24 protein-coding genes are annotated in these 26,622 nt (G+C 50.8%); 13 read left to right on the forward strand and 11 right to left on the reverse strand.

Annotated elements, in window-relative coordinates; all coding sequences use genetic code 11:
- Window positions 1–13: 13 nt before the first annotated feature.
- On the forward strand, window positions 14–1,993 hold the full coding sequence (locus GW591_RS09185) for an alkyl/aryl-sulfatase (protein WP_121020110.1): 1,980 nt from the start codon (window positions 14–16) through the stop codon (window positions 1,991–1,993).
- A gap of 58 nt (window positions 1,994–2,051) precedes the next feature.
- Complete coding sequence (locus GW591_RS09190; RefSeq protein WP_112152161.1) at window positions 2,052–2,840, forward strand: hypothetical protein; 789 nt, start codon at window positions 2,052–2,054, stop codon at window positions 2,838–2,840.
- Window positions 2,841–3,040: 200 nt separating this feature from the next.
- Here GW591_RS09190 and GW591_RS09195 read toward each other — a convergent pair whose 3' ends face one another.
- Complete coding sequence (locus tag GW591_RS09195) at window positions 3,041–3,952, reverse strand: cation diffusion facilitator family transporter (RefSeq protein ID WP_119261801.1); 912 nt, start codon at window positions 3,950–3,952, stop codon at window positions 3,041–3,043.
- 665 nt (window positions 3,953–4,617) lie between these two features.
- Here GW591_RS09195 and GW591_RS09205 point away from each other — a divergent pair.
- The gene (locus GW591_RS09205) at window positions 4,618–4,770 is read left to right on the forward strand and encodes a tyrosine-type recombinase/integrase (RefSeq protein ID WP_072012305.1); all 153 of its coding nucleotides are present in this window, start codon (window positions 4,618–4,620) and stop codon (window positions 4,768–4,770) included.
- A gap of 313 nt (window positions 4,771–5,083) precedes the next feature.
- Here GW591_RS09205 and GW591_RS09210 read toward each other — a convergent pair whose 3' ends face one another.
- From GW591_RS09210 to ftnA, 4 genes are all read right to left on the reverse strand, one after another.
- Complete coding sequence (locus tag GW591_RS09210; RefSeq protein ID WP_013576173.1) at window positions 5,084–5,419, reverse strand: YebY family protein; 336 nt, start codon at window positions 5,417–5,419, stop codon at window positions 5,084–5,086.
- A gap of 51 nt (window positions 5,420–5,470) precedes the next feature.
- Window positions 5,471–6,355, reverse strand: coding sequence for a copper homeostasis membrane protein CopD (copD, locus tag GW591_RS09215; protein ID WP_037037430.1), 885 nt, complete (start codon window positions 6,353–6,355; stop codon window positions 5,471–5,473).
- Window positions 6,356–6,358: 3 nt separating this feature from the next.
- The gene (gene copC / locus GW591_RS09220) at window positions 6,359–6,745 is read right to left on the reverse strand and encodes a copper homeostasis periplasmic binding protein CopC (protein ID WP_369794827.1); all 387 of its coding nucleotides are present in this window, start codon (window positions 6,743–6,745) and stop codon (window positions 6,359–6,361) included.
- Between the two features lie 138 nt (window positions 6,746–6,883).
- On the reverse strand, window positions 6,884–7,390 hold the full coding sequence (gene ftnA, locus GW591_RS09225) for a non-heme ferritin (protein WP_013576176.1): 507 nt from the start codon (window positions 7,388–7,390) through the stop codon (window positions 6,884–6,886).
- Between the two features lie 406 nt (window positions 7,391–7,796).
- Between ftnA and GW591_RS09230 the strand changes: the two genes are divergently transcribed.
- Window positions 7,797–8,027 carry a DNA polymerase III subunit theta gene (locus GW591_RS09230; protein WP_013576177.1) on the forward strand — a complete coding sequence of 77 codons (231 nt, stop codon included), beginning with the start codon at window positions 7,797–7,799 and terminating at the stop codon, window positions 8,025–8,027.
- 19 nt (window positions 8,028–8,046) lie between these two features.
- Here GW591_RS09230 and pip read toward each other — a convergent pair whose 3' ends face one another.
- From pip to dbpA, 4 genes are all read right to left on the reverse strand, one after another.
- The gene (pip, locus tag GW591_RS09235) at window positions 8,047–9,003 is read right to left on the reverse strand and encodes a prolyl aminopeptidase (protein ID WP_013576178.1); all 957 of its coding nucleotides are present in this window, start codon (window positions 9,001–9,003) and stop codon (window positions 8,047–8,049) included.
- 495 nt (window positions 9,004–9,498) lie between these two features.
- Window positions 9,499–11,538 carry a S9 family peptidase gene (locus tag GW591_RS09240; RefSeq protein WP_121020076.1) on the reverse strand — a complete coding sequence of 680 codons (2,040 nt, stop codon included), beginning with the start codon at window positions 11,536–11,538 and terminating at the stop codon, window positions 9,499–9,501.
- Window positions 11,539–11,669: 131 nt separating this feature from the next.
- Window positions 11,670–12,035 (reverse strand): protein YebF, encoded by a 366-nt coding sequence (gene yebF / locus GW591_RS09245; protein WP_013576181.1) that lies wholly within the window; start codon window positions 12,033–12,035, stop codon window positions 11,670–11,672.
- A 161-nt stretch (window positions 12,036–12,196) separates the two neighbouring features.
- Complete coding sequence (gene dbpA, locus GW591_RS09250) at window positions 12,197–13,579, reverse strand: ATP-dependent RNA helicase DbpA (protein ID WP_013576182.1); 1,383 nt, start codon at window positions 13,577–13,579, stop codon at window positions 12,197–12,199.
- Window positions 13,580–13,829: 250 nt separating this feature from the next.
- Between dbpA and purT the strand changes: the two genes are divergently transcribed.
- A complete protein-coding gene (gene purT, locus GW591_RS09255) occupies window positions 13,830–15,008 on the forward strand; it encodes a formate-dependent phosphoribosylglycinamide formyltransferase (protein WP_121020075.1) in 1,179 nt (392 codons plus the stop codon).
- Between the two features lie 90 nt (window positions 15,009–15,098).
- On the opposite strand, the gene GW591_RS09260 is transcribed toward purT, so the two are convergent.
- Entirely contained in the window at window positions 15,099–15,281 is a 183-nt protein-coding gene (locus tag GW591_RS09260; RefSeq protein ID WP_013576184.1) for a YoaH family protein, read from the reverse strand.
- Window positions 15,282–15,442: 161 nt separating this feature from the next.
- Between GW591_RS09260 and pabB the strand changes: the two genes are divergently transcribed.
- The 4 genes from pabB (at window position 15,443) to GW591_RS09280 (ending at window position 21,039) form a co-directional block, all read left to right on the forward strand.
- Entirely contained in the window at window positions 15,443–16,819 is a 1,377-nt protein-coding gene (gene pabB, locus GW591_RS09265; protein WP_166860490.1) for an aminodeoxychorismate synthase component 1, read from the forward strand.
- Entirely contained in the window at window positions 16,816–17,418 is a 603-nt protein-coding gene (locus GW591_RS09270) for a CoA pyrophosphatase (RefSeq protein WP_013576186.1), read from the forward strand. The genes pabB and GW591_RS09270 overlap by 4 nt, the downstream gene beginning before the upstream one ends.
- A gap of 207 nt (window positions 17,419–17,625) precedes the next feature.
- Window positions 17,626–18,990, forward strand: coding sequence for an L-serine ammonia-lyase (locus tag GW591_RS09275; protein WP_013576187.1), 1,365 nt, complete (start codon window positions 17,626–17,628; stop codon window positions 18,988–18,990).
- Window positions 18,991–19,446: 456 nt separating this feature from the next.
- Window positions 19,447–21,039 (forward strand): EAL domain-containing protein, encoded by a 1,593-nt coding sequence (locus tag GW591_RS09280; RefSeq protein ID WP_013576188.1) that lies wholly within the window; start codon window positions 19,447–19,449, stop codon window positions 21,037–21,039.
- 76 nt (window positions 21,040–21,115) lie between these two features.
- Here the strand turns inward: GW591_RS09280 and GW591_RS09285 are convergent, their stop codons facing one another.
- Window positions 21,116–22,675, reverse strand: coding sequence for a TerC family protein (locus tag GW591_RS09285; RefSeq protein ID WP_013576189.1), 1,560 nt, complete (start codon window positions 22,673–22,675; stop codon window positions 21,116–21,118).
- 591 nt (window positions 22,676–23,266) lie between these two features.
- Between GW591_RS09285 and manX the strand changes: the two genes are divergently transcribed.
- From manX to GW591_RS09305, 4 genes are all read left to right on the forward strand, one after another.
- Window positions 23,267–24,229 (forward strand): PTS mannose transporter subunit IIAB, encoded by a 963-nt coding sequence (manX, locus tag GW591_RS09290; RefSeq protein WP_112152149.1) that lies wholly within the window; start codon window positions 23,267–23,269, stop codon window positions 24,227–24,229.
- A 90-nt stretch (window positions 24,230–24,319) separates the two neighbouring features.
- Window positions 24,320–25,117, forward strand: a complete 798-nt coding sequence (locus GW591_RS09295) for a PTS mannose/fructose/sorbose transporter subunit IIC (protein WP_013576191.1) — start codon at window positions 24,320–24,322, stop codon at window positions 25,115–25,117.
- An 11-nt stretch (window positions 25,118–25,128) separates the two neighbouring features.
- Complete coding sequence (locus GW591_RS09300; protein WP_013576192.1) at window positions 25,129–25,971, forward strand: PTS mannose transporter subunit IID; 843 nt, start codon at window positions 25,129–25,131, stop codon at window positions 25,969–25,971.
- A 106-nt stretch (window positions 25,972–26,077) separates the two neighbouring features.
- Window positions 26,078–26,536, forward strand: coding sequence for a DUF986 family protein (locus GW591_RS09305; protein ID WP_013576193.1), 459 nt, complete (start codon window positions 26,078–26,080; stop codon window positions 26,534–26,536).
- Window positions 26,537–26,622: the final 86 nt, after the last annotated feature.

Consider the following 26,622-nt stretch of genomic DNA (forward strand, 5'->3'; position numbering starts at 1 on the left):
TTAAGGATAAGCAATGAAGCTTAAATTGATAGTCAAAAGCCTTGCTCTGGCAGGGTTACTTTCATCAACCAGCCTCACACCGCTATTTGCCCAGGAAGCGCCAAAGGATGCTACGGCGGCGACCAAACAGGTCAATGACGCACTTTATAATCAGCTTCCTTTCTCCGACAACACCGACTTTACCAACGCACATAAAGGATTCATTGCTGCAATACCAGCAGAGGTGATCAAAGGTTCCCAGGGGAATATTGTCTGGGATCCTCAGAAATATGCCTTCATCAAAGAAGGCGATAAGGCTCCTGAAAGCGTCAACCCAAGCCTTTGGCGACAGTCACAATTAATTAATATCAGCGGTCTCTTTGAAGTTACCGACGGGGTTTATCAGATCCGCAATATTGATCTTTCAAACATGACAATTATCGAGGGTAAAGAAGGGATTACGGTGGTTGACCCGCTGGTATCGGCAGAAACCGCGAAAGTGGGTATGGATTTGTACTATAAAAATCGCGGGCAAAAACCTGTCGTCGCGGTGATATATACCCATAGCCATGTTGATCATTATGGCGGCGTCCGTGGTGTCGTCGACGAGGCTGATGTGAAATCCGGTAAGGTAAAAATTTATGCGCCTGCCGGATTTATGGATGAAGCGGTCTCCGAGAATATCATGGCGGGTAATGTCATGAGCCGCCGAGCCAGTTACATGTACGGTAACCTGCTGAAACCAGATGCGAAAGGCCAGGTGGGTGCGGGTCTGGGTACCACGACATCGGCGGGAACAGTAACGTTAATTGCTCCAACCAACTACATCACCAAGACAGGACAGAAAGAGACGATTGATGGCCTGACTTACGATTTCATGATGGCGCCAGGCTCTGAAGCACCGTCTGAAATGCTGTGGTATATCGAAGAGAAAAAACTCATCGAAGCAGCAGAAGATGTTACTCATACCCTGCACAACACATACTCGTTACGTGGCGCAAAAATTCGCGACCCCCTAGCCTGGTCAAAATACATTAACGATGCCATTAACCGCTGGGGTGATAAAGCAGAAATCATCATGGCACAGCACCACTGGCCGACGTGGGGTAAAGATAACGTTGTCAGCCTGATGAAAAGTCAGCGCGATATGTATCGCTATATCAATGATCAGACGTTGCGCCTGGCGAATACCGGCCTGACACGTGATGAAATAGCCGCAAACTTTAAACTCCCGGACGGTCTGGCTAAAACCTGGGCAAGTCGTGGTTATTACGGTTCTGTCAGCCACGATGTAAAAGCGACCTATGTGCTTTATCTCGGCTGGTTTGACGGCAACCCGGCAACATTAGATGAACTACCACCTGAGGAGGCGGCGAAAAAGTTTGTCGATTATATGGGGGGTGCCGATAACATCCTGAAAAAGGCCAAAGAGGATTACGATCAAGGGAATTACCGGTGGGTAGCACAGGTGGTGAGTAAAGTTGTCTTTGCTGACCCGAAAAATGAGGCTGCGCGTAACCTCGAAGCTGATGCACTGGAACAACTGGGCTATCAGGCCGAATCAGGACCATGGCGTAATTTCTATCTCACTGGCGCGCAGGAATTACGTAATGGCGTGCAGAAACTGCCAACGCCGAATACGGCAAGCGCGGATACGGTAAAAGCCATGTCGCCTGAAATGTTCTTCGACTATCTGGGTGTGCATATCAATGGCGAGAAAGCGGCGAATGCGAAAGCGGTGTTTAACGTTGATCTGGGCAGTGACGGCGGCAAGTACAAGCTGGAACTGGAAAACGGTGTGCTCAATCATACAGCCGATGCAGAAGCGAAAGACGCCGATGCCACTATTGTCCTGAACCGTGACACCCTCAACAAAATTATCCTCAAGGAAGTCACACTGAAACAAGCTGAAGATAAAGGCGATGTGAAGGTGACCGGCAACGGTGCGAAGCTGGATGAAATGCTGGGTTATATGGATAAATTTGAGTTCTGGTTCAATATCGTCACGCCATAAATAAAACCCCTGCGGTGTTTCTACCACAGCCGCAGGGGAATTCAATTCAGGTGATCTTATGCGTCGGATATTCACACTATTACCCTTACTTTTCCCCTTCGTTTCGGGTTATGTCCTGGCGGCCGAAGAACATACGCCGGACGCTGCGCAGGCGAATAACCCGCTGGCCAATATGACTGCATTCAATATGCAGAATTATTATATCGGCGACGCCAGCGGAACCGATAAAGATGCCAACCAGTTCTGGTTCCGTTATGCCCAGCCATTTTCGCTGGGTGAAAGTCACTGGCTACTGCGCGGCTCTTTACCTGTAAACACATACCCTTCACCTCCCTCTGGCGGCCATAAAACCGGCACAGGTGATCTTAATCTTTTCGCGTCATGGCTGATTGATACCGGCAATCCTGCTGTCAGCTTTGGCTTTGGACCGCAAATCACTGCCCCTACTGCAAGCGATGATTCATTGGGCACAGAGAAATGGTCAGCGGGTTTGGTCAACGTGTTATTTGATGCGAGTTCACCAAAATTTCAATACGGCTACCTTGCGTCATGGCAGCACAGTTTCGCCGGAAAAGACGATCGCAACGATGTTCATCTCGGGACATTCCAGCCATTTCTCTTTTACCAGTTAGGGGGCGGGACTTATCTTCGCGCAGCACCTATATGGGTTTATAACTTCCAGAATGACAGTTATAGCGTCCCCATGGGGCTTGGGATTGGGCAGGTCATCAGGCAGGAAAAAACCGTCTACAACTTCTTTATCGAGCCACAAGGCTCAGTGGCAGATCACGGACCTGGTCAGCCCAGATGGCAGATTTTTGCCGGGCTGAACCTGCAGTTTCTCTAGTTTACTCCGTTCGCTGAAACATAAGGGGAATGGCTGCCATGCTTACGCGGGTGCAACGTTCCCCTTTCTTATTATGGTAACAGGAAGGGGTTTAATGGGTTGTTCTAAAGATAGGTTATTGATTTAAAGAATGATCAAAAAAACAACCAAACACTCATTCAATTTATTAAAATCAATAAGTTTAATAAACAGGGAGTGCGTCAGTCGAGCGCCTGGTCGTTCATTGACGCCGGATCTTCCAAGGGTTCTACGTGAGTGGTGATATGGATAAAAGGCAGTGCTGTGCGGATATCATTCTCTATACGCTCAGCCCAGTCGTGACCATGTTGAACAGTCCATATCCCAGGAACGAGGATGTGCAGTGTCATAAACGCGCGTCCGCCCGCCTGGCGTGTGCGCAGCGCATGGAAATCGAGCCCCTGCTCACGGTATCCCGCCAGCAGCGACTCGATTTTTTCGAGTTCTTCAACGGGTAGCGAGACGTCCATCAGACCCGCAGCTGAACGGCTCATGAGCTGATAACCGGTCCACACGATGTTGGCCGCGACCAGCAATGCAATAACCGGATCGACCCATAACCAGCCGGTCAGATAGACCAGTCCGACGCCCAAAATGACCCCGACCGACGTCCAGACATCGGTCAGCAGGTGGTGAGCATCTGCCTCAAGCGTGATTGAATTGTGCTGCTTGCCAGCCCTTAACAATATTCGTGCCGTCACAAAATTAAGAACGGATGCAACCACAGAAACCAGTAGTCCGACACCAACCGCGTCGAGTGGCTGCGGGGCCAACATACGATCAACGGCGGTATAGGCAATACTGGCTGCCGCCAATAGGATCAAGAACCCCTCAAAAGCGCTCGAAAAATATTCGGCTTTACCGTGTCCATATGCGTGCTTATCGTCGGCCGGAAGTGCAGCCAGGGTCAGCATCCAGAGCGCCATCAGGGCTCCCGCGAGGTTGACCACGGATTCGATGGCATCAGACAGCAGACCGACCGAACCGGTCATTTTCCACGCCACACCTTTTAGTCCGATGGTGGCAATCGCAGTGGCAATGGACAGCCAGGCGTAGCGCGTAAGGGATGGCGTCAATGCTTTGTTTTTACTCATTATTTCACCCTGTAATGGACGGCAAACTAAATTATTGCCACATCAAAAATTAATCACTTAAGTCAGGTGTACCATTTTTATATGCTTCAATTAAAAGATGCAAAACTCCCATCGCACCATGTGCATAAAAATAGACCTCGATGAAATTAGAAAGCCACATATAATAAGCCCAAATCCTTAAATAATGTGCATCCAGGTTATAACCCCTTCAAGACTATGTTCAGCAATTGCTTCGGTCTCTGTCAGATTAGCGTTAATAATTTCCGACAGTATTAAAAATGCCATCATGGTGTGAAGAATACGAAAAAAAGTAGCATATTCATGGGGTAACAGACTCCAGACTCGCAATTTCATTAATGAGCTCTTAGCATATTTACCCATAGTCTGAATCATACAAAAGAATTATTAGCATAACCTTAATTCTGAAAATTTCAGCAGACATTAGCTCACTTCATGATACTGATACCCATGAAATAGGAATGATAACTATTATTATGATTTATTCTCTTCTTGTTACTCAGCAGATCCCCTATATATAATTTTAGTTTGCAGAATAATAATACTGAGTTCATTCTCAGTTCTGCCAGCAGAAAAACCAGATGGCAGCCCGGCACGCTTCGAGCGGATAGCATTACCCAAGCATTCTGGCGCGCGGTAAAAAAACGGTGTATCACGGAGCGAAAGCCCGCAGTCTTGCTTCCCGGCTTTACGAGCGTGAATACGGCGCGGAATTTGCTCAGAAACTATTGGGGCATAAATCGATGAAAATGACGAACGTTTATCCTGATAGCCGCGGTACCGAGTGGACGGAGATATAGACAGGATTTAGGATTTAGGATTTAGGATTTAGGGAGATGCTGAAATTATCTTTATAAATCAAATAGTAAAAAAAAGACCGAATACGATTCCTATATTCGGTCTAGGGAAATGGCTCTTGGGAGAGAGCCGTGCGCTAAAAGTTGGCATTAATGCAGGCGGTTAAGCCGTACAACTTAAAGAGTAGACGACAGATGACTATTTTCCACCCAGTTTGAAACATAGTGATAATAACAATGATGTATTATTTTCATTGTGTGACAACATACGCAAAACATGGGATTTACATCAGTCAATTATCGTCGGCACGGCTGTTCAGCAAAGCGACTGAGCTTTGGCAATAAAAGGGGCCAGACTCATTTTTTGCCCTGGGTTCTGCGGATCGTCCAGCCAGATTTTCTCCAGTGGCACAGCCTGAACCTGATGGTTTTTTACCTGCTCTTTCGCCACGTCATTGAGAGGATATTGCGCCAGCGTGCTGTCGTTAATCACATACAGCGCATTACCGGGGCGGCATTGCAGCATGACTTCTTCACGGGTAAAGGCCCAGGCTTTGCCGTATTGCAGACGGCTGATCGTTTCCAACTGGGGTGCCGCAAAGCTGCTGGCAGATAAGGTCAGCAGCACACAAGCTAGCAGTGTTTTCCTCATAATTTTTCCTCGGTGATATTAAATTTCCTGGTACTTATTCAGATAACCCGTTCAGCGCGGTGCCAGTGTGGCAAACACACTCACCAGCAGTAACACACCCAGCGCCAGCCCCCATTCGAGCCAGGTCATCATGATAAAATAGTGTTGTGCCCTGTCTGGCTCTTTACCCATTAAGGGCACCAGCCGGTAGCGGTTAAACACAGCGACAGCCACCATCATTCCTACCATGATCACTTTGACCACCAGCAGACACTGGTAAAGCGACGTCATATCCGTTGGCCAGCGCTGTAAAATAATGGCCGTGTTGATGATACCGGTGAGGATCACCAGCGCGACGGCGGCATGTCCCCAGAGCGAAAAACGGATAAGCGTGGCAATAGCATAAGGTCTTGCTGAAGGCTGTCGGGTATACCCCATACAGATCAGCAATGGCAGCAAACACCCGAACCAGTAGGCCGCGCTGAGCAGGTGCACCACATGATTCGTCCGCTGTACCAGCCCGGGCAGACCTTCATGCATCGCAGCATGGCCGACCAACGCCTGACTCATCAGTAAACCGCATGAGCACAGGAAGACCAGCATATTCCGCGCAGGCAGCCAGTCCATCAAAAGCACCAGCAACAGCGCGGCCGTCAGTAATAAATGCCAGCGCCAGACTTCACCAAATGCAGTGGTTAAAACCAGCAGCCAGACATTCAGATTCAGCGCATCACTCCAGCCGTTGCCCATCAGCGCAGCCTGAATCGCCAGCATACCGACCGAAGTGACCGCCGCAACCAGGGCGGAGCAAATCATCAGGGTCTGGTTTTTGCGCAACAACACGGCCGAGAAACCTGCAGGCGTCAGCAGCGAGCAGAAAACGCTCAGACCGAAGATTTGCATCAGCGAAGCAAAATGCATGAAGCGGCACAGAACAAACAGTGCAGTCAGACTCATCGTTTATTTAACGGTAAAACTGTACTGACCGTGCGTTTTGTGACCATCAACGGAGACAACGTTCCACGAAACAATGTATTTCCCCGCGCTCAACGCATCGGAAAGTGGCAGAACGGCCTGAGTATTGTCATTCGCTGCCAGCGTCATTTTGCCGGTTTTCACTGTTTTCTGGCTGGCGTCCGTCAGGGTAATTTTACTGAAATCAGGCTCGATCCCTTCACTGAAGCCGAGAGACAGTTCAGTCGGGCTGACGGTTAACACCGAATCCGCCGCCGGGGTTTCTGTTTTCAGATGGGCGTGAGCAGAAGCCTGCTGTGAGATAAATCCGCTCAGCAGAACGGCTGAGACTGCCAGGGCACGGCAAAGAGAAGTGGTTTTTTTGAACACGATAATTCCTTGGCTTGCTTAACGATGAATTTATAACGCCGTCACTTTAGCGCAAACCGCCACAAAACGTTTGCCAAAAAGGCATAAAAAAACGCAGAGGCGGAAGCACTCTGCGTTTTTGTGAACACCTCTGGCGGGAAATTAGCCTGCCGGAGTTTGCGTCACCATATTTTTGAGATCTTTATCCACGAAGAACAGGCCGTTACCGGTGTTGCTGACCAGCGCCAGTTTATCAAGGACTGATTTGAACAACGTCTCTTCTTCATGCTGTTCAGAAACGTACCACTGCAGGAAGTTGAAAGAAGAGTAATCTTTCAGCGTCATAGACAGATCAGCCAGTTCGTTGATTTTCTGGGTGATCAGCTGTTCATGCTCGTAAGTCTGTTTGAACAGATCAGTCAGGGATTCAAAAGCCACCGGCGGAGCGGCAATTGCGCCCAGCAAAGGCAGAGCACCCGTATCGCTGACGTATTTGAACAGGCGATGCATGTGGTCCATTTCTTCCATTGAATGCTGTTTAAGGAAAGCGGCGGCACCTTCGTAGCCTTTGTCGCTGCACCATGCACTCATCTGCAAATATAAATTGGCAGAATAAAACTCGAGGTTCAGCTGTTCATTAAGCTGATCAATCATTTCTTTTTTAAGCACGATACGGCTCCATAAATTGAATTAAGTCAGGTGGGCTGATTTATTTATCTGCATTATGCCCGCATCAACACAAAATAAATACACCTCATTCACATTAATATGCGCAGCAATAACAATTAATTTTAACATATTGATTTTAAATCATTTTATAAACCAATAAATATTCAACAATGATAATCATTAACATGTAATTCCCTATTAAAAGGAATCATTCTTATTTACGATATTAATTAACGTCGCCTTGTTGAATATAATTATCACTTCTGATTTGTGAATGGTTCTTATTTACTCCTGATAATTATCCGCATTCTTTGCCGGGCACAGGAACATAAAAGCCAAATCGCAACATTCACGCTGGCGCCTGCCTCGGGTACAATGTGGTAAAACGGATCATCGGGAAGCAGTTATGAGCATCAATCTGGCTGAAATCAGCAAAGAAGAAATGGATCGTATCAATGTCGATCTTGCGGCCTCAGCGGTGGCCTTTAAAGAACGCTACAACATGCCGGTTGTCGCTGAGATGGCGGAACGCGAACAGCCTGCGCATCTGCGCACCTATTTTCGTGAGCGGGTGATGTTCTATCGCGGGGAATCACATAAGTTCTCCCGCTTACCTTATGAGCCGAAGCAAAAGTAAACGGGAGTAGCAGGCAACGTTAGCGCCGGGCGGCGAAACGCTGGTTGGTGCGGATCAGTTGATCGAGAATGCCAGGCTCGTCGAACGAATGCCCTGCCCCTTCAATGATGTGCAACTCCGCTTCCGGCCATGCCTGCGCCAGATCCCAGGCATTTTGCACCTGGCAGGCCATATCATAACGGCCATGCACAATGACGGCCGGAATGTGGCGAATACGTGTGACATTTTTCAACAACTGGTCGTCACTTTCCAGAAAACCCAGATGTGTAAAATAGTGGTTTTCTATACGGGCAAACGCCAGCGCAAAATTGTCCTCACCAAAGGATGCCGAACCTTCCGCAGGCAACAGTGTCACGGTCTCCCCTTCCCACAGGCTCCAGATTTTAGCAGCCTCAAGCTGCACAGCGCGATCGCCGGAAGTCAGACGGGCCCGGTAAGAAGCAATCACGTCTTTACGCTCTTCATCCGACAGAATCGACAAAATACGTTGCCACTTTTCCGGGAAGAAGCGGGACGCGCCGTCCTGATAATACCAGGACAGTTCCTGCTTACGCAGCGTGAAGATTCCGCGCAGCACCATCTCGCTGACATGTTCAGGATGCGTCTCGGCATACGCCAGCGCCAGTGTTGAACCCCACGAGCCGCCGAACACCAGCCATTTGTCGACACCGGCCATTTTGCGCAAACGCTCGATATCCTCGACCAGATGCCAGGTTGTATTGTTTTCGAGACTGGCGTGAGGTTTTGAGCGTCCGCAGCCACGCTGGTCAAACAGCATGACGTCATAATCATTGGGATCAAACAACTGACGGTGTACCGATGAGCAGCCGCCGCCGGGTCCGCCGTGGAGAAATACTGCTGGCTTGCCTGCCGGGTTTCCGCTGCGTTCCCAGTAAATTTGGTGACCATCGCCGGTATCAAGCATGCCGCTGGCATAGGCTTCCCGTGGCGGATATAACCCTTTAAATTTTGGCATGACATTTCCTGTTCTATTCGGCCAGTGTATTGATTGATGTGCTTACATCTTCATAACAGCGCATCGGCTAGCCCGCCACAAGGTGTTATAAGCAAAAATCGTTATTTTGCATACCGTTCGCATACTTATCGCGCAATTTCACTTTCAGGCACGCCCGGCCCGCCTTAAAGCGGCCGTGCAAAGAGTGAAGAAAAACCTGCGAAGACACTTGCAACCGGAGCGAATTAAGCAGTAAATAGCAGAGCAACCCAATCCACCAGCTTTAAGAGAGGCAAATATGAGTAAAGGAATGGATAGCAAAAAGAATGCGAAGAAAAAACCACTGAAAACCCCGGCCGAAAAAAAGGCTGAGAAAAAAGCCAAGAAAGCTTCTGCCTGACAATGGACTTCGTAGAATAAACCCGCCGAGAGCGGGTTTTTTTATTCTCCCCGTCCTACTTCGCGCTGCAGTGGCGTTGGCTGCAACCCGAATTATTTAGGGGAAAGGTGTGATATTTAGTGCTTCGCTGCCAGCGCCAGCACAAAGGCATATTCCAGCGCGATATCTTCGTAGGCTTTGAAGCGTCCGGATTTACCGCCGTGCCCGGAATCCATATCGGTATGCATCAGCAACTGGTTATCATCGGTTTTAAGCTCGCGTAATTTCGCCACCCATTTTGCCGGCTCCCAGTATTGCACCTGCGAATCATGCAGTCCGGTGGTGACCAGCATATGCGGATACGCCTGCGCGCGAACCTGATCATATGGGCTGTATTGCAGCATATAGTCATAATACGCTTTGTCGTTCGGGTTGCCCCACTCGTCATATTCACCGGTGGTCAGTGGAATGGATTCATCAAGCATGGTGGTCACCACGTCAACGAACGGCACCTGTGCCACAATGCCGCGATACAATTCTGGCGCCTGATTAATAATCGCGCCCATCAGCAAACCGCCTGCACTGCCGCCCATGGCGTAAACCTGCCCGGCGTCACCGTAGCCTTCAGCAACCAGTTCTTTGGTCACATCAATGAAGTCATGGAAAGTGTTGAGTTTGTTGAACAGTTTGCCATCGTCATACCATTGCTGGCCCAACTCAGCGCCACCGCGGATGTGCGCCAGTACGAAAACAAATCCTCTGTCGAGTAAACTCAGACGGCTGCCACTGAACGCCGGATCCATACTGCTGCCATAGGAACCGTAACCGTAAACCAGTAACGGATTTTCATTCGGCTTAAACAGTTCGCGGCGATACACCAGTGACACCGGGACTTTCACGCCGTCACGTGCCGTAACCCAGACACGTTCGCTGCGATAATTTGCCGCATCAAAGTCTTTCACTTCCTGCTGCTTGAGCAGCGTACGGTCATGCGTATCCAGATCGAGTTCAAACAGCGAGCTCGGCATGGTCATGGAAGAATAACCATAACGCAGCAATGAGGTGTCCGGCTCCGGGTTGTACGCCAGCCAGGTGGTATAGGTCGGATCGTCAAACGCCAGCGATTTTTCCTCGCCAGTTTTCCAGTGGATCTGACGCAATTGCGTCAGCCCCTGATGACGTTCTTCCACCACCAGCCAGTCACGGAACAGGCTGAAGCCTTCAAGCATCACTTCAATACGCGGCGCAATCAGCGTCTGCCAGTTTGCTTCCACGCCATCTTCACTCTTATAAAGTCCGAAGTTTTTGCCATCTTTATTGGAGCGGATGTAGAAATGCCCGAGGTAATGATCGAGAGCGTATTCATGATCTTTACGGCGTGAGAGAAACACCTGCGGTTTTGCCTGCGGATCATCGGCATCCAGCAGCAGGATCTCGGAAGTCGTGGTGCTGTCGAGGTGGATCAGAATGTATTTTTCAGACGTGGTTTTATCCAGCCCGACGTAAAACGTGTCGTCTTTCTCTTCATACACCAGCTTGTCGGTCTTAGGATCAGTGCCGACCACGTGGCGATAAACCTGATACGGCAGCAACGTTTTCTTGTGTTTGCGCACGTAATACAGTGTCTGAGAATCGTTCGCCCATTCGCTGCTGCCGGAGGTGTTTTTCAGCAGATCGTCAGTCCAGGTTTCGTCATCAAGTTTTTTGATGCGGATGTCGTACTGACGGCGCGAAAGAAAGTCTTCCGCCACGGCCATCAGTTTGTTATCAGGGCTGATATCCAGACCGCCCAGCGTGTAAAATTCGCTGTCTCTGGCACGTTCATTGCCATCAATCAGCGTGCTCCAGTTTTCATGTTCCGCTGCGGGCTGACGCAGATAAAGGGGGTATTCGTTGCCCGGTTCATAGCGGGTCTGATAACGGTAGCCATGTTTCACGTAGGGAACGGAATGATCCTGTTGCGCAATACGCGCAACCATTTCGCCATACAGGGTTTCACGCAGCGCCTGATGCGGTTGCATGGCCTGTTCGGTATATTGGTTTTCAGCGGTCAGATACGCCAGAACCTGAGGATCGGCGCGGTCATCATCACGCAGCCAGTAATAGTTATCGACGCGGTCATCGCCGTGTACGCTCAGGGTTTGCGGGCGTTTTTCAGCCTTTGGAGGTGTCATCATCTCGGGATCTCTTTGTCCTCTTTGCGGTGTGACAAGAGTGACAGGTTTAGGCAGGGAAACCAAGAGACGTCAATGCAGGGAAATAATGCGTCCGCTAAGAAATAACGGACGCAACCGGAAGTGCAGAAAGGCTATACCGGCGTGCTGTAGCTGATTTCGCCGATCTGGCAGTTGAGGGTCACCTGATAGGTTTTATCAGTGTGATCACCGCGCACTTTTAGCGGGATATTCCATCTGGCGTTATTGCCGCTGATGCTGTCAGTCACCACCCAGGCCACCGGTGTAGAAGTGCCGAGCACTTTTTTATCTGCATCCCAGCGCGGAATACGGTTTTGCAGGAAATCACGTTTAACCAGTGCTGCCACTTCATCTTTTGTGGCCGTGGAACAGGGTGTTACCGTTGCCGTTCTCACTTCAGGCTCATCGGCCTGTGCAACCTGGCTCAGACCGCTCATTCCTGCAACGGCCATCACAACGCCCAAGATTATCTTTTTCATCGTTCGTCTTCCCAGTCTTTGTCGTTCATTCAGTTGACCTTGCCGGACAATATCCCTACATAAGGCAAGGTCATCGCTTGCGTTAGATAATATAATCCTCAACAAGGCAATAACACAACATTAACAACAAGACGACCAATGCAAAGCGATAAGAAACCCGGTTAACGCAAGATAATGGCTTTGCAATTCTTGCCTTTAATTTTCCCTTCCTGCAAACGTTGCAGCGCTTTCTTAGCGCTCTTCTGACGAATCGCCACATAAGCATGAACCGGGAACATATCGATTTTACCGACTTCAGCTGCGGTCAGCCCGGCGTCACCGGTCAGCGCGCCCAGAATATCGCCGGGACGGATTTTGGCTTTACGGCCGCCATCGATGCACAACGTTGCCATTTCAGGATCAAGCGCTACCGGGGCGGCGGCCAGTGCCTGCGCTGCGGGCTGCCAGGTAAACCGCTGGCGGGTGTAATCTTCCAGCGCCGTTACACGCGGCATTTCCTGCGGTGTCACGAGACTGACGGCCAGGCCACTGGTGCCCGCACGACCGGTACGGCCCACGCGGTGAACGTGAACTTCCGGGTCGAAAGACAGCTCGTAATTAATGACCAGGCCGAGCTGTTTAATGTCCAGCCCGCGTGCCGCAACATCTGTCGCCACCAGTACGCGGCAACTGCCGTTGGAGAAACGCACCAGTACGCGGTCGCGGTCACGCTGCTCGAGGTCGCCGTTCAGCGCCAGCGCACTGATGCCTTTCGCCTTCAGGTCATCACAAACATCCTGACAGTCACGTTTGGTGTTACAGAACACCACACAGGAAGTCGGCTGATACTGATACAGCACCGCGGCCAGCAGCGATAAACGCTGATGTTTGTCGGCTTCGATGAAAATCTGCCTGATATCAGCAATGTCATCTTCGCCTTCGATTTCTACCTTCAGCGGCTGACGCTGAAATTTAGAACTGATGCGCTCAATGCCGTCCGGATACGTCGCGGAGAACAGCAGCGTCTGGCGATCCTGCGGCGTATAACTGACGACATCTTCGATATCTTCGCTAAAGCCCATATCCAGCATGCGGTCCGCTTCATCCAGCACCAGTACTTTCAGTTCGTCCAGTTTCAGCGTGCCTTTACGCAAATGCTCCTGAATACGGCCCGGCGTACCCACCACAATGTGCGGCGGATGGACCAGCGATTCAAGCTGTGGTCCGATTGCCTGGCCACCGCACAGGGTCAGAATTTTGATGTTTTGGGTAAAACGCGCCAGACGGCGTAATTCTTTGCTGACCTGATCGGCCAGTTCGCGGGTCGGACACAATACCAGCGCCTGAGCGACGAACTGTGAAACGGTAATGCTGTTCAGTAAACCGATACCGAAAGCGGCTGTTTTACCGCTGCCGGTTTTGGCTTTGGCGCGGACGTCCTGACCCAGCAGGATGGCAGGCAACGACGCTTCCTGAATCGGGGTCATTTCGGTGTAACCCAGTTCATTCAGGTTAGAAAGTTGCTCAACGGGTAATGTCAGGGCAGAAAAGGAATGCGTGCTCAAGGGCGATAACTCTTTATGTGAGGCAAAAATCGGGACAGCGGCAGGAAGCCTGACGCCATGGTTTGAGTAAATGATAACAGAGACGCCCGCAGACTGCCTTAAACGGCAGAAAACAGGCTGAAAAAATCCTGCTTTTATTCCCGCTTAAATTTATCAACAGCACTGCGCAATCGTTTTCGTCGACAATAATTTCAGATATACTGCGCGCCGAAATTCCTATTTTCCTTCACACAGATCTGGGTACGAAGCTATGTTAACCATTGGTACTGCACTGCGCACTGGCGCCACCCGCGTCATGTTATTAGGCTCCGGCGAACTGGGCAAAGAAGTGGCGATTGAATGCCAGCGACTGGGTCTGGAAGTGATCGCCGTTGATCGCTATGCCGATGCACCCGCGATGCAGGTCGCCCATCGCAGCCATGTCATTAACATGCTGGATGGCGATGCACTGAAACAGGTTATCGAAAGCGAACACCCTGATTTTATCGTGCCGGAAATCGAAGCGATTGCCACCAGCATGCTGGTCGAGCTGGAAAAACAGGGTCACAACGTCGTGCCTTGTGCTGAAGCGACACGCCTGACCATGAACCGCGAAGGCATCCGTCGTCTGGCTGCCGAAACGCTGAAGCTGCCAACTTCCACTTATCAGTTTGCCGATGATGAAGCGGCTTTCCGTGAGGCGATCGACGCCATCGGCTATCCGTGCATTATCAAACCGGTGATGAGCTCTTCCGGTAAAGGTCAGAGCCTGATCCGCAGTGCCGATCAGTTACAGGCGGCATGGGATTATGCCCAGCAAGGTGGCCGTGCTGGCGGCGGACGTGTCATCGTTGAAGGTCTGGTGAAGTTTGATTTTGAAATCACCCTGCTGACGATCAGCGCCGTTGATGGCATTCATTTCTGTGCGCCAATCGGACACCGTCAGGAAGACGGTGATTACCGCGAATCCTGGCAGCCACAGCAGATGACAGACCTTGCATTGCAGCGCGCCAAAGACATCGCAGAGAAAGTGGTGAAAGCGTTGGGCGGTAAAGGTCTGTTTGGCGTTGAACTGTTTGTTTGTGGTGATGAAGTGATCTTCAGCGAAGTGTCACCTCGCCCGCACGACACCGGGATGGTAACGCTGATTTCTCAGGATTTATCAGAGTTCGCCCTGCATGTGCGCGCATTCCTCGGTCTGCCGGTGGGCAATATCCGCCAGTTCGGCCCTTCCGCTTCTGCCGTAATCCTGCCGGAACTGACCAGCAGCAACGTGACGTTTACCGGCCTGGAAAACGCACTGACCGGTTACAACCAGATCCGTCTGTTCGGTAAGCCGGAAATCAGTGGTAAGCGCCGCCTTGGCGTAGCGCTGGCGACGGCGGACAACGTTGAAGACGCCGTGGAACAGGCCAAACAGGCAGCGGCTGCAGTGGTGGTTAAAGGCTAATCCATTCCTGACGCTGAGATGAAAAAAAACCGGACGCCTGAAAAGAGTCCGGTTTTTCTTTGCAGCAAAGGGAAACTGCGGAGCAACGTTTTATTCGTCGTCTTCGTCATCAAAAATGACGGTCACACGGTCACCTTTATGCGTTTCGCGGATTTCTTCTGCAACGGTCGCAATGGCTTCGCCGCTGCTCATGCCGTTTTCCATTAACTGGCGGATACGATCGGCGGCCTGTTCTTGTTCGTGATGTGATAATGAAGGCATACCTGTCAGCATGGGAGTGTCCTGTTGTACGGGTGATAATAAAAAGCCCGCGCAGTGCGGGGTTGCACAGTATACGCCTTATTCACGCAAATCGCCTGCGCTGCTTTCAGGCAGCCCGATCTGTGTTAGGATCCTGAAAAATAGTCACTGCGCCAGAGAAACTCATACCCGTCATGCCATTCGCCCAACCCGTTGTTTTCCATTCATTACCTTATCAGCCCGATGCAATAACTGAACGGTTCGCGCCGCTTTCTGCTTTGCCGTGGGCGATGTTACTGCATTCAGGTTCGGCACAGCACCAGCATAATCGTTTCGATATTCTGGTGGCCGATCCGCTGATCACGCTGACCACACGTGGCAAGCTAACGCAGATTGAGCACAACGGCATGGCCGAAACCCGGACTGAAGATCCGTTTGCTTTACTGGAAGAGCAAATGGCAGTGGCCGGTTTACGGGCAGAAAGTTCAGCGGATTTTCCTTTTCTGGGCGGCGCACTGGGTTTGTTCGGTTATGACCTGGGGCGCAGGATAGAAACATTGCCTGAAACTGCAGAACGGGATATTGACCTGCCGGATATGGCGGTAGGGATTTATGACTGGGCGCTGATTGCCGATCACCATTTACAGCGCCTGACGCTGATTTGCCATGGTGACGTTTCTGAACGTTTACGCTGGCTGGCCCAGTACCAACCTGTTCCTTCTCCTGCGCCTTTCTGTTTACATGCGCCGTGGCGGGCAAATATGAGCCGCGAAGAATACGGTGAGAAATTCCGTAAGATTCAGGAATATATTCACAGTGGTGATTGCTATCAGATCAATCTGGCGCAGCGGTTTTCGACGGAATACAGCGGCGATGAATGGCAGGCTTTCCTGCGCCTCAATCAGGCTAACCGCGCCCCTTTCTCCGCGTTTCTGCGTCTGCCGGAAAATGCCGTTGTCTGTCTTTCACCCGAGCGTTTCATCTGGCTGAAAGACGCTGAGATACAGACCCGCCCGATTAAGGGAACGCTGCCGCGCTGCGAAGATCCGACTGAGGATATGCAGCAGGCAGAACGGCTCGCGGCATCGGAAAAGGATCGCGCCGAAAACCTGATGATTGTCGATTTGCTGCGTAACGATATCGGCCGCGTGGCGACACCCGGCAGTGTGCGGGTGCCGGAGCTGTTCGTTGTGGAGCCCTTCCCCGCCGTCCATCATCTGGTCAGCACGATCACCGCCCGGTTACCCGAAACCTGTCACGCCAGCGCCTTACTGCGTGCCTGTTTCCCCGGCGGCTCCATTACCGGTGCGCCCAAAGTGCGTGCCATGGAAATTATCGAAGAACTTGAACCGCACCGGCGCAACGGCTATTGCGGCAGCATTGCATATCTGAGTTGCTGCGGCACGATGGACAGCAATATCACCATCCGCACATTGCTCACCGCACAGGGCAAAATTTACTGCTGGGCGGGTGGCGGGATCGTCGCTGACAGTCAGGAACAGGCGGAATATCAGGAAACTTTTGATAAGATTGCCCGTATTCTGCCTGAATTAGGAGAAATACAGCCGTGACGCTGCTGGAACAACACGCGCCCTTACAGACGTTTTCACCTGCCGTGGAAGATTTCATCCTGCGTTTTCAATTGCAGCAGCCGCGCCTGCCTGCTGCGGCGTTGCGCGGAACCCGCCACGCCGCTGTGTTGATCCCGATTATCTGCCGTCCGGAACCGACCCTTTTACTGACGCGCCGCTCCGATCAGTTGCGTAAACACGCCGGCCAGGTCGCCTTTCCCGGTGGTGCAGCAGATGCTTCCGATGCCTCGATTATTGCCACCGCATTACGCGAAGCGCATGAAGAGGTCGCGATCCCCCCTGAACAGGTTCATATATTAGGCACACTGTCGCCGCAGGACAGCAGCAGCGGTTTTCAGGTCACGCCGGTTATCGGGCTGTTGCCTGTTGATGTACCACTGCATCCCGCGGAAGATGAAGTCGCCGAGTTGTTTGAAATGCCGCTGCGGGAAGCCTTTGATCTCGCACGTTATCACCCCCTGGATATTCACCGCAGAGGCACTCATCACCGGGTTTATCTGTCCTGGTATCAGCAACAATTTGTCTGGGGGCTGACGGCGGGAATCATCCGTCAGTTGGCCCGGCAGGTTGAAGTCTGAGCTCAGTGATTACATTACGATCACACTTTTGCATCAAATAAGTTTATTTCATGCGAAAAATGAAACTTTTGCCTCTCAGCCCTTTTAAACTATAAGTCTATCCATAAGAACAAGAGACCCGTCCATAAGGGCTGTCTCTGGTGTTGGTTCATTTATGGAAGCCAGGGATCCCGTTCCCTGCCGCAATCTATTACAGGAGTATTCGACGTGATTAGCGTTTTCGACATGTTCAAGGTCGGGATTGGCCCTTCCAGTTCCCATACTTTGGGCCCGATGAAAGCAGGCAAACAGTTCGCTGATGACCTGCTGGAAAAGGGCATGATGCCTGCCGTTACGCGTGTCGCCGTGGACGTTTTTGGTTCTTTGTCTCTGACAGGTAAAGGCCACCACACAGATATCGCCATTATTTTAGGTCTGGCGGGCAATCAGCCAGATACCGTCGACATCGACGGCATTCCACATTTTATCCGCGACGTTGAGCAACGTGAGCGTCTGCCGCTGGGCGGAACCCAGCATGAAGTCGATTTCCCACGTGATACCGGTATGGTGTTCCGCGGGGAGAATTTACCGCGTCACGAAAACGCCATGCAAATTCACGCTTTTGCTGGCGACAAGATGATTTACAGCAAAACCTATTACTCGGTCGGCGGCGGCTTTATCGTTGATGACGAGCATTTCGGTCAGCCTGTGCTGGATGAAGTGGCGGTGCCGTACAGCTTTAATTCGGCCAGTGAAATGCTGGCAAAATGTAAGGAAACCGGGCTGTCATTATCCGGCCTGGTGATGAAAAACGAGCTGGCGCAGCACAGTAAGCAGGACATTGAGCAGTATTTCGAGAAAATCTGGCACACCATGCAGGCCTGTATCGATCGCGGCCTGAATACCGAAGGCGTTCTGCCTGGCCCGTTGCGGGTGCCGCGTCGTGCTTCTGCCCTGCGCCGGATGCTGGTGTCTAACGACAAACTTTCCAGTGACCCGATGAACGTGATCGACTGGGTGAATATGTTTGCCCTCGCGGTTAACGAAGAAAACGCGGCAGGCGGACGTGTCGTGACGGCCCCCACCAACGGCGCATGCGGCATTGTGCCTGCGGTGCTGGCGTATTATGACCAGTTCATTCAGTCGGTCAGCCCGGACATTTATCTGCGTTATTTCCTGAGTTCCGGTGCTATCGGTATTCTGTATAAAATGAATGCGTCGATTTCAGGCGCTGAAGTGGGCTGTCAGGGTGAAGTTGGCGTAGCCTGTTCAATGGCGGCGGCAGGCTTGACGGAATTGCTTGGCGGCAGCCCGGAACAGGTGTGCGTTGCGGCCGAAATTGGCATGGAACACAATCTGGGATTAACCTGTGACCCTGTTGCCGGACAGGTTCAGGTACCGTGCATCGAACGTAATGCCATCGCGTCAGTGAAAGCCATTAATGCCGCCCGTATGGCATTACGCCGCACCAGTGAGCCGAGAGTTTCATTGGATAAAGTCATTGAGACAATGTACGAAACCGGTAAAGATATGAATTCCAAATATCGGGAAACCTCGCGTGGCGGTCTGGCGATTAAGGTTCAGTGCGACTGATCCGGTCGAAAAGATGACCTCTTCCTGCGGTATTTTCAGGTTGTATTAATTTCAACCAATTTACCGCAGGAAATACCACCTGGCCGGTAGCCGGCAGCAATAAAACCTTCGCTAACAACAACCTGTTGTATTATCAATACATAATGGTAGTGAGACTTGCATTATACCCTGCAGGTGCGGCATGCTGATTTCCGCCTGATTTCCCCTGTCCGGGTCCCCCTTATTACGTCTGCGTAAATGTCGGAAATGGACAGGAAAAACCTCAGTGACACTGTCACCTGTATGTTTTTTTTTCGATTTGAACAGAGAAATATAGGGAGTTTGCCGCTACTCAAACTGAGCGCCCGACGATTTACAGCTACTCTCTATAAAAACGAAATGGCTGTTACGCATCGGTAACCCTTTAAAATAATAATTTTGAGCCTGCCTTTAACTCGGGATAAAAGGATTAGAACGATGCTGTTCTCCCAGACCGGACTCGCGAAGTATCGCTACTATCGCATTGCCCTCGCCAGTGCAATGGGGATATGTACGCTGCTTCTGACGCTGGGCATTCGTATCTACGAACAAGCCCAGGTTATCGCCGAAGATCAAAAACGGGTGGCTGTTCACACCGTTGAAAAACTGGAAAAATTGCTTGAACCCGCTTCTCCGGCCGGCAAAATTATTCCTTTCGACCAGACACTCGCCTGTAAGGCACAGCAACCTCTGTTGCAACAAACCGTCGCCCGCATGCAAACATTACGTTCAATCAGTCTCGTCAGCAACGGCACCATTGTTTGTTCAAGCCTGGTAGGCACGCTGGATCTGAATTTCAATCAAACCTTGCCTTCCTTCGCACAGGGTAAAACCCAACTTGAGTTGCGCGCCTCGAAATGGAGCCGTGTCAATACACCGACGCTGGTTTTATGGCATCCGACCACACCGGATAATCTTAACGGTGAACTGTTTGTCTATAACATCGGGATCTTGTCGAATTTCCTGCTCGAGCCCCAACCGCCTTATGCCAGCCACATCGTTCTCAACGTCGGACAACAAAATCTCGAATACGGCAAAAATTCAATCATCAACACCAGTGCCCTGCCGCGCGCCCCTTTGCTGAGCGCCCGATCGGAAAAATATGATTTTGCGGTCTCTATTTATGGTGAAGAAGCCAGCACACTGGCCTGGGAGGAGCTGTTTTCACATCTGCCGCTGTCGGTTCTGATCAGCCTGCTGACAGCAACAGCCATATATCTGTTCTCCGGCAGTCGCATCAGTCTGGCTTATCCGATCAGCCACGGCATTTCCCACCGCGAGTTTAAAGTTTATTGTCAGCCCATTATTAACAGTACGGATGGCCGTTGTATTGGCGTGGAAACACTGATGCGCTGGAAAAACCGCCGGCAGGAATGGGTTTCGCCCGATGTGTTTATTCCTCTGGCTGAACAGCACGGCTTAATCATTGCGCTGACACGCTATCTCATTCAGACAGTCGCTGAAAATCTGTCCGTATTTCCGGCAACGCCGGGTTTTTACGTCAGTATTAATGTTGCAGCACAACACTTTAATAATATGGAAATTGTTGATGACATCCGAAAGCTGTGGCTTCCGGCGCAGCCGTCAGTTTCTCTCATGCTGGAGCTGACGGAACGGACGCGGTTACAGGAGTTACGTGCTGCTGAGATTTCACAGTTGAAAGAAATGGGTATTCTGCTGGCCATTGATGATTTCGGGACGGGTCACAGTTCCCTGAGCTATCTCAAAACCCTTAATCCCGATGTGCTGAAAATCGATCAGGCGTTTACGGCCTCAATTGGCACCGATGCGATTAACGCCACCGTCACGGATACCATCATCACACTGGCGCAGCGTCTCAATCTAAAGCTGATTGCTGAAGGGGTGGAAACCCGTGAGCAGGTAGATTATCTGCGCGAACGCAGGGTCGATTCATTGCAGGGCTACTACTTTGCCCGCCCGATGCCTATAGAAGTATTCCCAATCTGGCTGGAACGTTATAAAAAAACTACGCAGAACATGGAATTGCAGGATAATACAGATCCGGTCTGAAGGTGAGAACCCGTTTTCCCCGACCATAAAAAACGGCGACCTGAGTCGCCGTTTTACATCCCGAAATAAAGCCCCGTTACTGGTCTTCATCCCATTTGTCTTCTGATTTCAGCCGCGTAATACGCACGCGTTCGATACGGTATTCCGACACGTCAAGAATTTCAAAGTGCAGCGACGCCATTTCGATCACTTCACCCACGACCGGCATTTGTCCTGATTTCGACAGCAGCAGCCCGGCAAGAGAAGCAAAATCGTCGTCAGCATTCACCAGCGTTTTGACGTCCAGAATTTGCTGCAACAGATGCAAATCGGTTCCGCCTTTAGCAATCCAGCTATCACCGTCAGTCACGACGTCCGGCGTTTCATCTTCGTCCGGGAATTCACCCGCGATGGCCTCCAGCACATCCAGCGGCGTCACCAGCCCCTGAATCACACCAAACTCATTGCTGACCATCACCAGACGACCTTTGGCTTTACGCAGAACGGCCAACAAGTTGATGACGTCCATGGTTTCCGGCACCACAATCGGCGGCGTTTTTTCCGCGAACGCGACAATGCTTTCACCGTTTTCCAGCGCCACCAGCAGATCTTTCGCACGCACCACACCGATAACATCATCCAGTGAATAACGGCAAATCGGGAACAGGCTGTGCGGCGTATCGAGAAGCTGACTGCGGATTTCATCCGGTGACTTTTCACAGTCTACCCAGGAAATCTCGGTGCGTGGCGTCATGATGCTGCGCAGGGAGCGTGACGCCAGCGTCAGCACGCCGGTGATCATGTGACGTTCTTCTTCCGCAAAGGTTTCACCGGCTGGCAATACATCGCCAGCGGGCTCATCTTCATGCTCATTCTGGCGTTTCCCGCCCATCAGTCGCTGAATAGCTTCCGCTGTACGTTCACGCATCGGACGGCTGGACTGGCTTTTCAGGAAGTTGCGGCGCGCAATCTGATTGAACAATTCAATCAGGATAGAGAAACCAATCGCGGCGTACAGGTAACCTTTCGGAATGTGGAACCCGAAGCCTTCAGCAATCAGACTCAGACCAATCATTAGCAGGAAGCTGAGGCATAGCACCACGACGGTTGGATGATTGTTTACGAAACGGGTCAGCGATTTCGATGCCAGCAGCATCACGCCCATGGCAATAATCACTGCAGTCATCATGACGGCCAGGTTATTCACCATACCGACGGCGGTTATCACCGCATCCAGCGAGAAGACCGCGTCCAGCACAACAATCTGCGCCACCACAGCCCAGAAGCTGGCATAGCCGCGATTCGTTGTTCCATGCTCGTCATGCCCTTCCAGCCGCTCATGCAGCTCTGTGGTGGCTTTGAATAGCAGGAATATCCCCCCGACTAACAAAATCAGATCACGGCCGGAGAAACTGAACTGCGCAATACTGAACAGCGGCGTGGTCAGTTTCACCATCCACGAAATCAGTGACAGCAAACCTAAACGCATGATCAGCGCCAGCGAGAGGCCGATGATACGGGCTTTATCACGCTGCTTCGGTGGCAGTTTATCGGCAAGAATGGCAATAAAAACAAGGTTGTCGATACCCAGAACAATTTCAAGCACGACAAGCGTCAGCAAACCGACCCAAATTGAAGGGTCCATCAAAAATTCCATGTCAGACTCCGCAATGAGTTAAAGAAAAAAGACGCACAAAAACACCACACCCCAGGCTGTCAGATGACCGTCCGGAAGTATTGGCTGCAGAAATAGCAGATGAAAGCGGTTTCAGTGCGGCTGAAATCAGGCCCATTGGGGCAGATTTGCCGGTAAGAATGAGGTGAAAAAGCGAAGAATAGTGACGTCGGTGACAGTCCATAGGGAGGGCTGAGGCCCGGTACTCCTGTTCAATTATTCGGAAAATCACTTTATCAGGAATGATTATTTGAAGAAAGAGTGATCTTTTACCTTCAGCATCAGTTTGTAACATCTATGCTGTTTTAATGTGCGATGTGAAACCGTATTCACAATACGTCGTTCAATAACGGACAGTCGTCACAAAAATTATTTTTTCGCACACTAAAATAAATCACGTCGCACAACCCGTTGAGGTTCTGCCATTTATAGTTTTGCAGTCTTATCAGAAATTAAGGACAGTCAGGACGCACGGAATGCCCCGTCCGCCTCAGGAATAAAAACGGGCGGATATCATCAGCACCATTACTTATGTGCATAACTCTTTCCCAGAGTTAACAGAGGAGGTAGCGAGTGAGTATTGCTATTATCATCGGCACGCACGGGTCAGCAGCTGAGCAATTGCTGAAAACAGCGGAAATGATTTTAGGTGAACAGGATAATGTCGCCTTTATTGATTTCGTTCCCGGCGAAAACGCCGAAACCCTGATCGAAAAGTACACGGCTAAGTTGGGTGGTTTAGACACCAGCAGCGGCGTCCTTTTCCTGGTCGACACCTGGGGTGGCAGCCCGTTCAATGCCGCCAGCCGTATTGTTGTCGATAAGGAAAATTACGAAGTTGTCACCGGTGTTAACATCCCGATGCTGGCAGAGACTTTCATGGCCCGTGATGACAACCCTGCTTTCGCAGAACTGGTTGCCATTGCAGTTGAGACGGGTCGTATCGGCGTAAAAGCGCTGAAAACCCCTGAACCTGCCGCTCAAGCCCCTGCCGCCGCCCCTGCGCCAAAAGCAGCCGCCCCGGCGAAACCTGCCGGTCCGAACGACCATATGAAGATCGGCCTTGCCCGAATCGATGACCGTTTGATCCATGGCCAGGTAGCGACCCGCTGGACCAAAGAAACCAACGTGACACGCATTATTGTTGTCAGCGACGAAGTGGCTGCCGATACCGTGCGTAAAACGTTGCTGACTCAGGTTGCTCCTCCTGGTGTTACCGCACACGTTGTTGACGTTGCGAAAGCCATTCGTGTCTGGGATAACCCAAAATACGCGGGCGATCGCGTCATGTTCCTGTTCACTAACCCGACAGATGTTCTGCGTCTGGTTGAGGGTGGCGTGAAAATCACCTCCGTAAACATTGGTGGTATGGCTTTCCGCCAGGGTAAAACTCAGGTGAATAACGCCGTGTCTGTCGATGAAAAAGATATCGAAGCATTCAGGAAACTGAATGAAAAAGGTATCGAACTTGAAGTGCGTAAAGTCTCTACTGACTCACGCCTCAAGATGATGGATCTCATTAATAAAATGAATTAATAAGCGCGCCGTTGTTGGCAGATTCCCTCAACGTTATCTGTCTGGTGTGCCTGTTTATACTCAGCGTCCTTTGGTCATAGGAGAAGTGCAATGGAGATCACCACACTACAAATTGTGCTGATATTTATTGTCGCATGTATTGCCGGGATGGGTTCGATCCTGGATGAATTTCAGTTTCACCGTCCGTTAGTCGCCTGTACTTTGATCGGTTTTGTTCTTGGTGATGTAAAAACCGGGATCATCATCGGGGGTACTCTGGAAATGATCGCGCTTGGCTGGATGAACATCGGTGCTGCTGTTGCGCCAGATGCTGCCCTCGCCTCTATCATTTCTACCATTCTGGTTATCGCAGGCGGTCAGTCTGTCGGTGCCGGTATCGCACTGGCGATACCGCTGGCAGCAGCAGGTCAGGTATTAACCATCATCGTTCGTACCATCACCGTCGCCTTCCAGCACGCAGCGGATAAAGCGGCTGAAAAAGGGAATCTGAGCGCGATTAGCTGGATCCACGTTTCAGCGTTGATCCTGCAGGCAATGCGTATTGCCATCCCTGCTGTGATTGTTGCTGTGTCTGTGGGTACTGCTATTGTTCATGACTTACTGGCTTCAATCCCTGAAGTGGTTACCAACGGTCTGAACATCGCTGGTGGTATGATCGTCGTCGTGGGTTACGCCATGGTCATCAACATGATGCGTGCTGGCTACCTGATGCCGTTCTTCTACCTCGGTTTCGTTACTGCTGCATTCACCAACTTCAACCTGGTTGCACTGGGTGTGATTGGTGTGGTGATGGCTGTTCTTTACATCCAGTTGAGCCCGAAATACAACAAGTCTGCGCAAGCGGCGGCTGCACCGGGTGTTAACGATCTCGACAACGAATTGGATTAAGGGTGAAGGACATGGTTGATCAAACTGCAGTTAAAAAACTCACGGCCAGCGATATTCGCGGTGTGTTTATACGCTCCAACCTTTTCCAGGGGTCATGGAACTTCGAACGTATGCAGGCTCTGGGCTTCTGCTTCTGTATGGTGCCTGCAATCCGTCGTCTCTACCCTGAAAATAACGACGATCGCAAAGCGGCTATCAAACGCCACCTGGAATTCTTTAATACCCATCCTTACGTTGCGGCTCCGGTTCTGGGTGTGACGCTGGCGATGGAAGAACAGCGTGCCAATGGCGCACCTATCGACGACGCAGCCATCAACGGCCTGAAAGTCGGTCTGATGGGGCCTCTGGCCGGTGTGGGTGACCCGATCTTCTGGGGTACTGTGCGTCCGGTGTTTGCTGCATTGGGTGCGGGTATTGCGATGACCGGCAGCTTGCTGGGTCCGTTGCTGTTCTTTGTTCTGTTTAACCTTGTACGCCTGCTGACCCGCTACTACGGCGTGTCTTATGGCTACAAAAAAGGTGTCGATATCGTTAACGATATGGGCGGCGGCTTCCTGCAAAAACTGACCGAGGGGGCGTCAATTCTCGGCCTCTTTGTCATGGGGGCCCTGGTTAACAAGTGGACACACGTTAACATTCCGCTAGTCGTGTCGAAAATCACCGACCAGACGGGCCATACCACCGTCACGACTGTCCAGACTATTCTGGACCAGCTGATGCCGGGTCTGGTGCCATTACTGCTGACCTTCGGTTGTATGTGGCTATTGCGGAAGAAAGTGAATGCGTTGTGGATCATCGTTGGCTTCTTCGCCATCGGTATCTTCGGTTACTGGATTGGCCTGCTAGGTCTCTGATAACCTTCAAAGCCGGGGAAATCTTTCCCCGGCTTTTTTGTTTCTGCTATTGATCTCTTTGTCATTTTTACTTTGCTTTGCCTGATGGCTGTTAGCTGGAGTTTTCATGTCTGTAACCGATATCGTCCTCGCCCTTTTCACTCTCCTGTTGCTTGCCTACGCCATCTATGACGAATTCATCATGGGTACACGCAAGGGTAAAACTCGCCTGCGGGTCAACCTGCGCCGCCGTAACAGACTCGATTCGATTATCTTTATCGGTCTTCTGGCTATTCTTCTTTATAATAATATCCATGCGAATGGCACCGTTATTACCAATTATTTACTGATCGGCCTGGGGCTGATTGCTTTTTATCTCTCTTTTATTCGCTGGCCAAAAATGCTCTTCAAAGAGGAGGGTTTTTATTTCGCCAACACTTTCATCACCTACGATCGGATCCGCAGTATGAATCTTTCTGAAGACGGTATCCTGGTATTTGAATTAGAACAGAAAAAGTTATTAATTCGCGTAAACGAACTGGATGATCTTGAAAGAATATATAAAATTATGGTTAATAATCAATAGCTTGAATTTAGACCATGAGTTATCAGTTATAGCATAGTGCATATTTCCCAGGATTTAAGTTAACCTTACAGATAACAATGTTGATA

The organism is Rahnella aceris (assembly GCF_011684115.1).
GTDB lineage: Bacteria > Pseudomonadota > Gammaproteobacteria > Enterobacterales > Enterobacteriaceae > Rahnella > Rahnella aceris.

Coding starts and splice junctions, on each gene's coding strand:
- GW591_RS09185 (WP_121020110.1), top strand. CDS start 14: ATGAAGCTTAAATTGATAGTCAAAAGCCTTGCTCTGGCAGGGTTACTT.
- GW591_RS09190 (WP_112152161.1), top strand. CDS start 2,052: ATGCGTCGGATATTCACACTATTACCCTTACTTTTCCCCTTCGTTTCG.
- GW591_RS09195 (WP_119261801.1), bottom strand. CDS start 3,952: ATGAGTAAAAACAAAGCATTGACGCCATCCCTTACGCGCTACGCCTGG.
- GW591_RS09210 (WP_013576173.1), bottom strand. CDS start 5,419: ATGAGGAAAACACTGCTAGCTTGTGTGCTGCTGACCTTATCTGCCAGC.
- copD (WP_037037430.1), bottom strand. CDS start 6,355: ATGAGTCTGACTGCACTGTTTGTTCTGTGCCGCTTCATGCATTTTGCT.
- GW591_RS09230 (WP_013576177.1), top strand. CDS start 7,797: ATGAGCATCAATCTGGCTGAAATCAGCAAAGAAGAAATGGATCGTATC.
- pip (WP_013576178.1), bottom strand. CDS start 9,003: ATGCCAAAATTTAAAGGGTTATATCCGCCACGGGAAGCCTATGCCAGC.
- GW591_RS09240 (WP_121020076.1), bottom strand. CDS start 11,538: ATGATGACACCTCCAAAGGCTGAAAAACGCCCGCAAACCCTGAGCGTA.
- yebF (WP_013576181.1), bottom strand. CDS start 12,035: ATGAAAAAGATAATCTTGGGCGTTGTGATGGCCGTTGCAGGAATGAGC.
- purT (WP_121020075.1), top strand. CDS start 13,830: ATGTTAACCATTGGTACTGCACTGCGCACTGGCGCCACCCGCGTCATG.
- GW591_RS09260 (WP_013576184.1), bottom strand. CDS start 15,281: ATGCTGACAGGTATGCCTTCATTATCACATCACGAACAAGAACAGGCC.
- pabB (WP_166860490.1), top strand. CDS start 15,443: ATGCCATTCGCCCAACCCGTTGTTTTCCATTCATTACCTTATCAGCCC.
- GW591_RS09280 (WP_013576188.1), top strand. CDS start 19,447: ATGCTGTTCTCCCAGACCGGACTCGCGAAGTATCGCTACTATCGCATT.
- GW591_RS09285 (WP_013576189.1), bottom strand. CDS start 22,675: ATGGAATTTTTGATGGACCCTTCAATTTGGGTCGGTTTGCTGACGCTT.
- GW591_RS09295 (WP_013576191.1), top strand. CDS start 24,320: ATGGAGATCACCACACTACAAATTGTGCTGATATTTATTGTCGCATGT.
- GW591_RS09300 (WP_013576192.1), top strand. CDS start 25,129: ATGGTTGATCAAACTGCAGTTAAAAAACTCACGGCCAGCGATATTCGC.
- GW591_RS09305 (WP_013576193.1), top strand. CDS start 26,078: ATGTCTGTAACCGATATCGTCCTCGCCCTTTTCACTCTCCTGTTGCTT.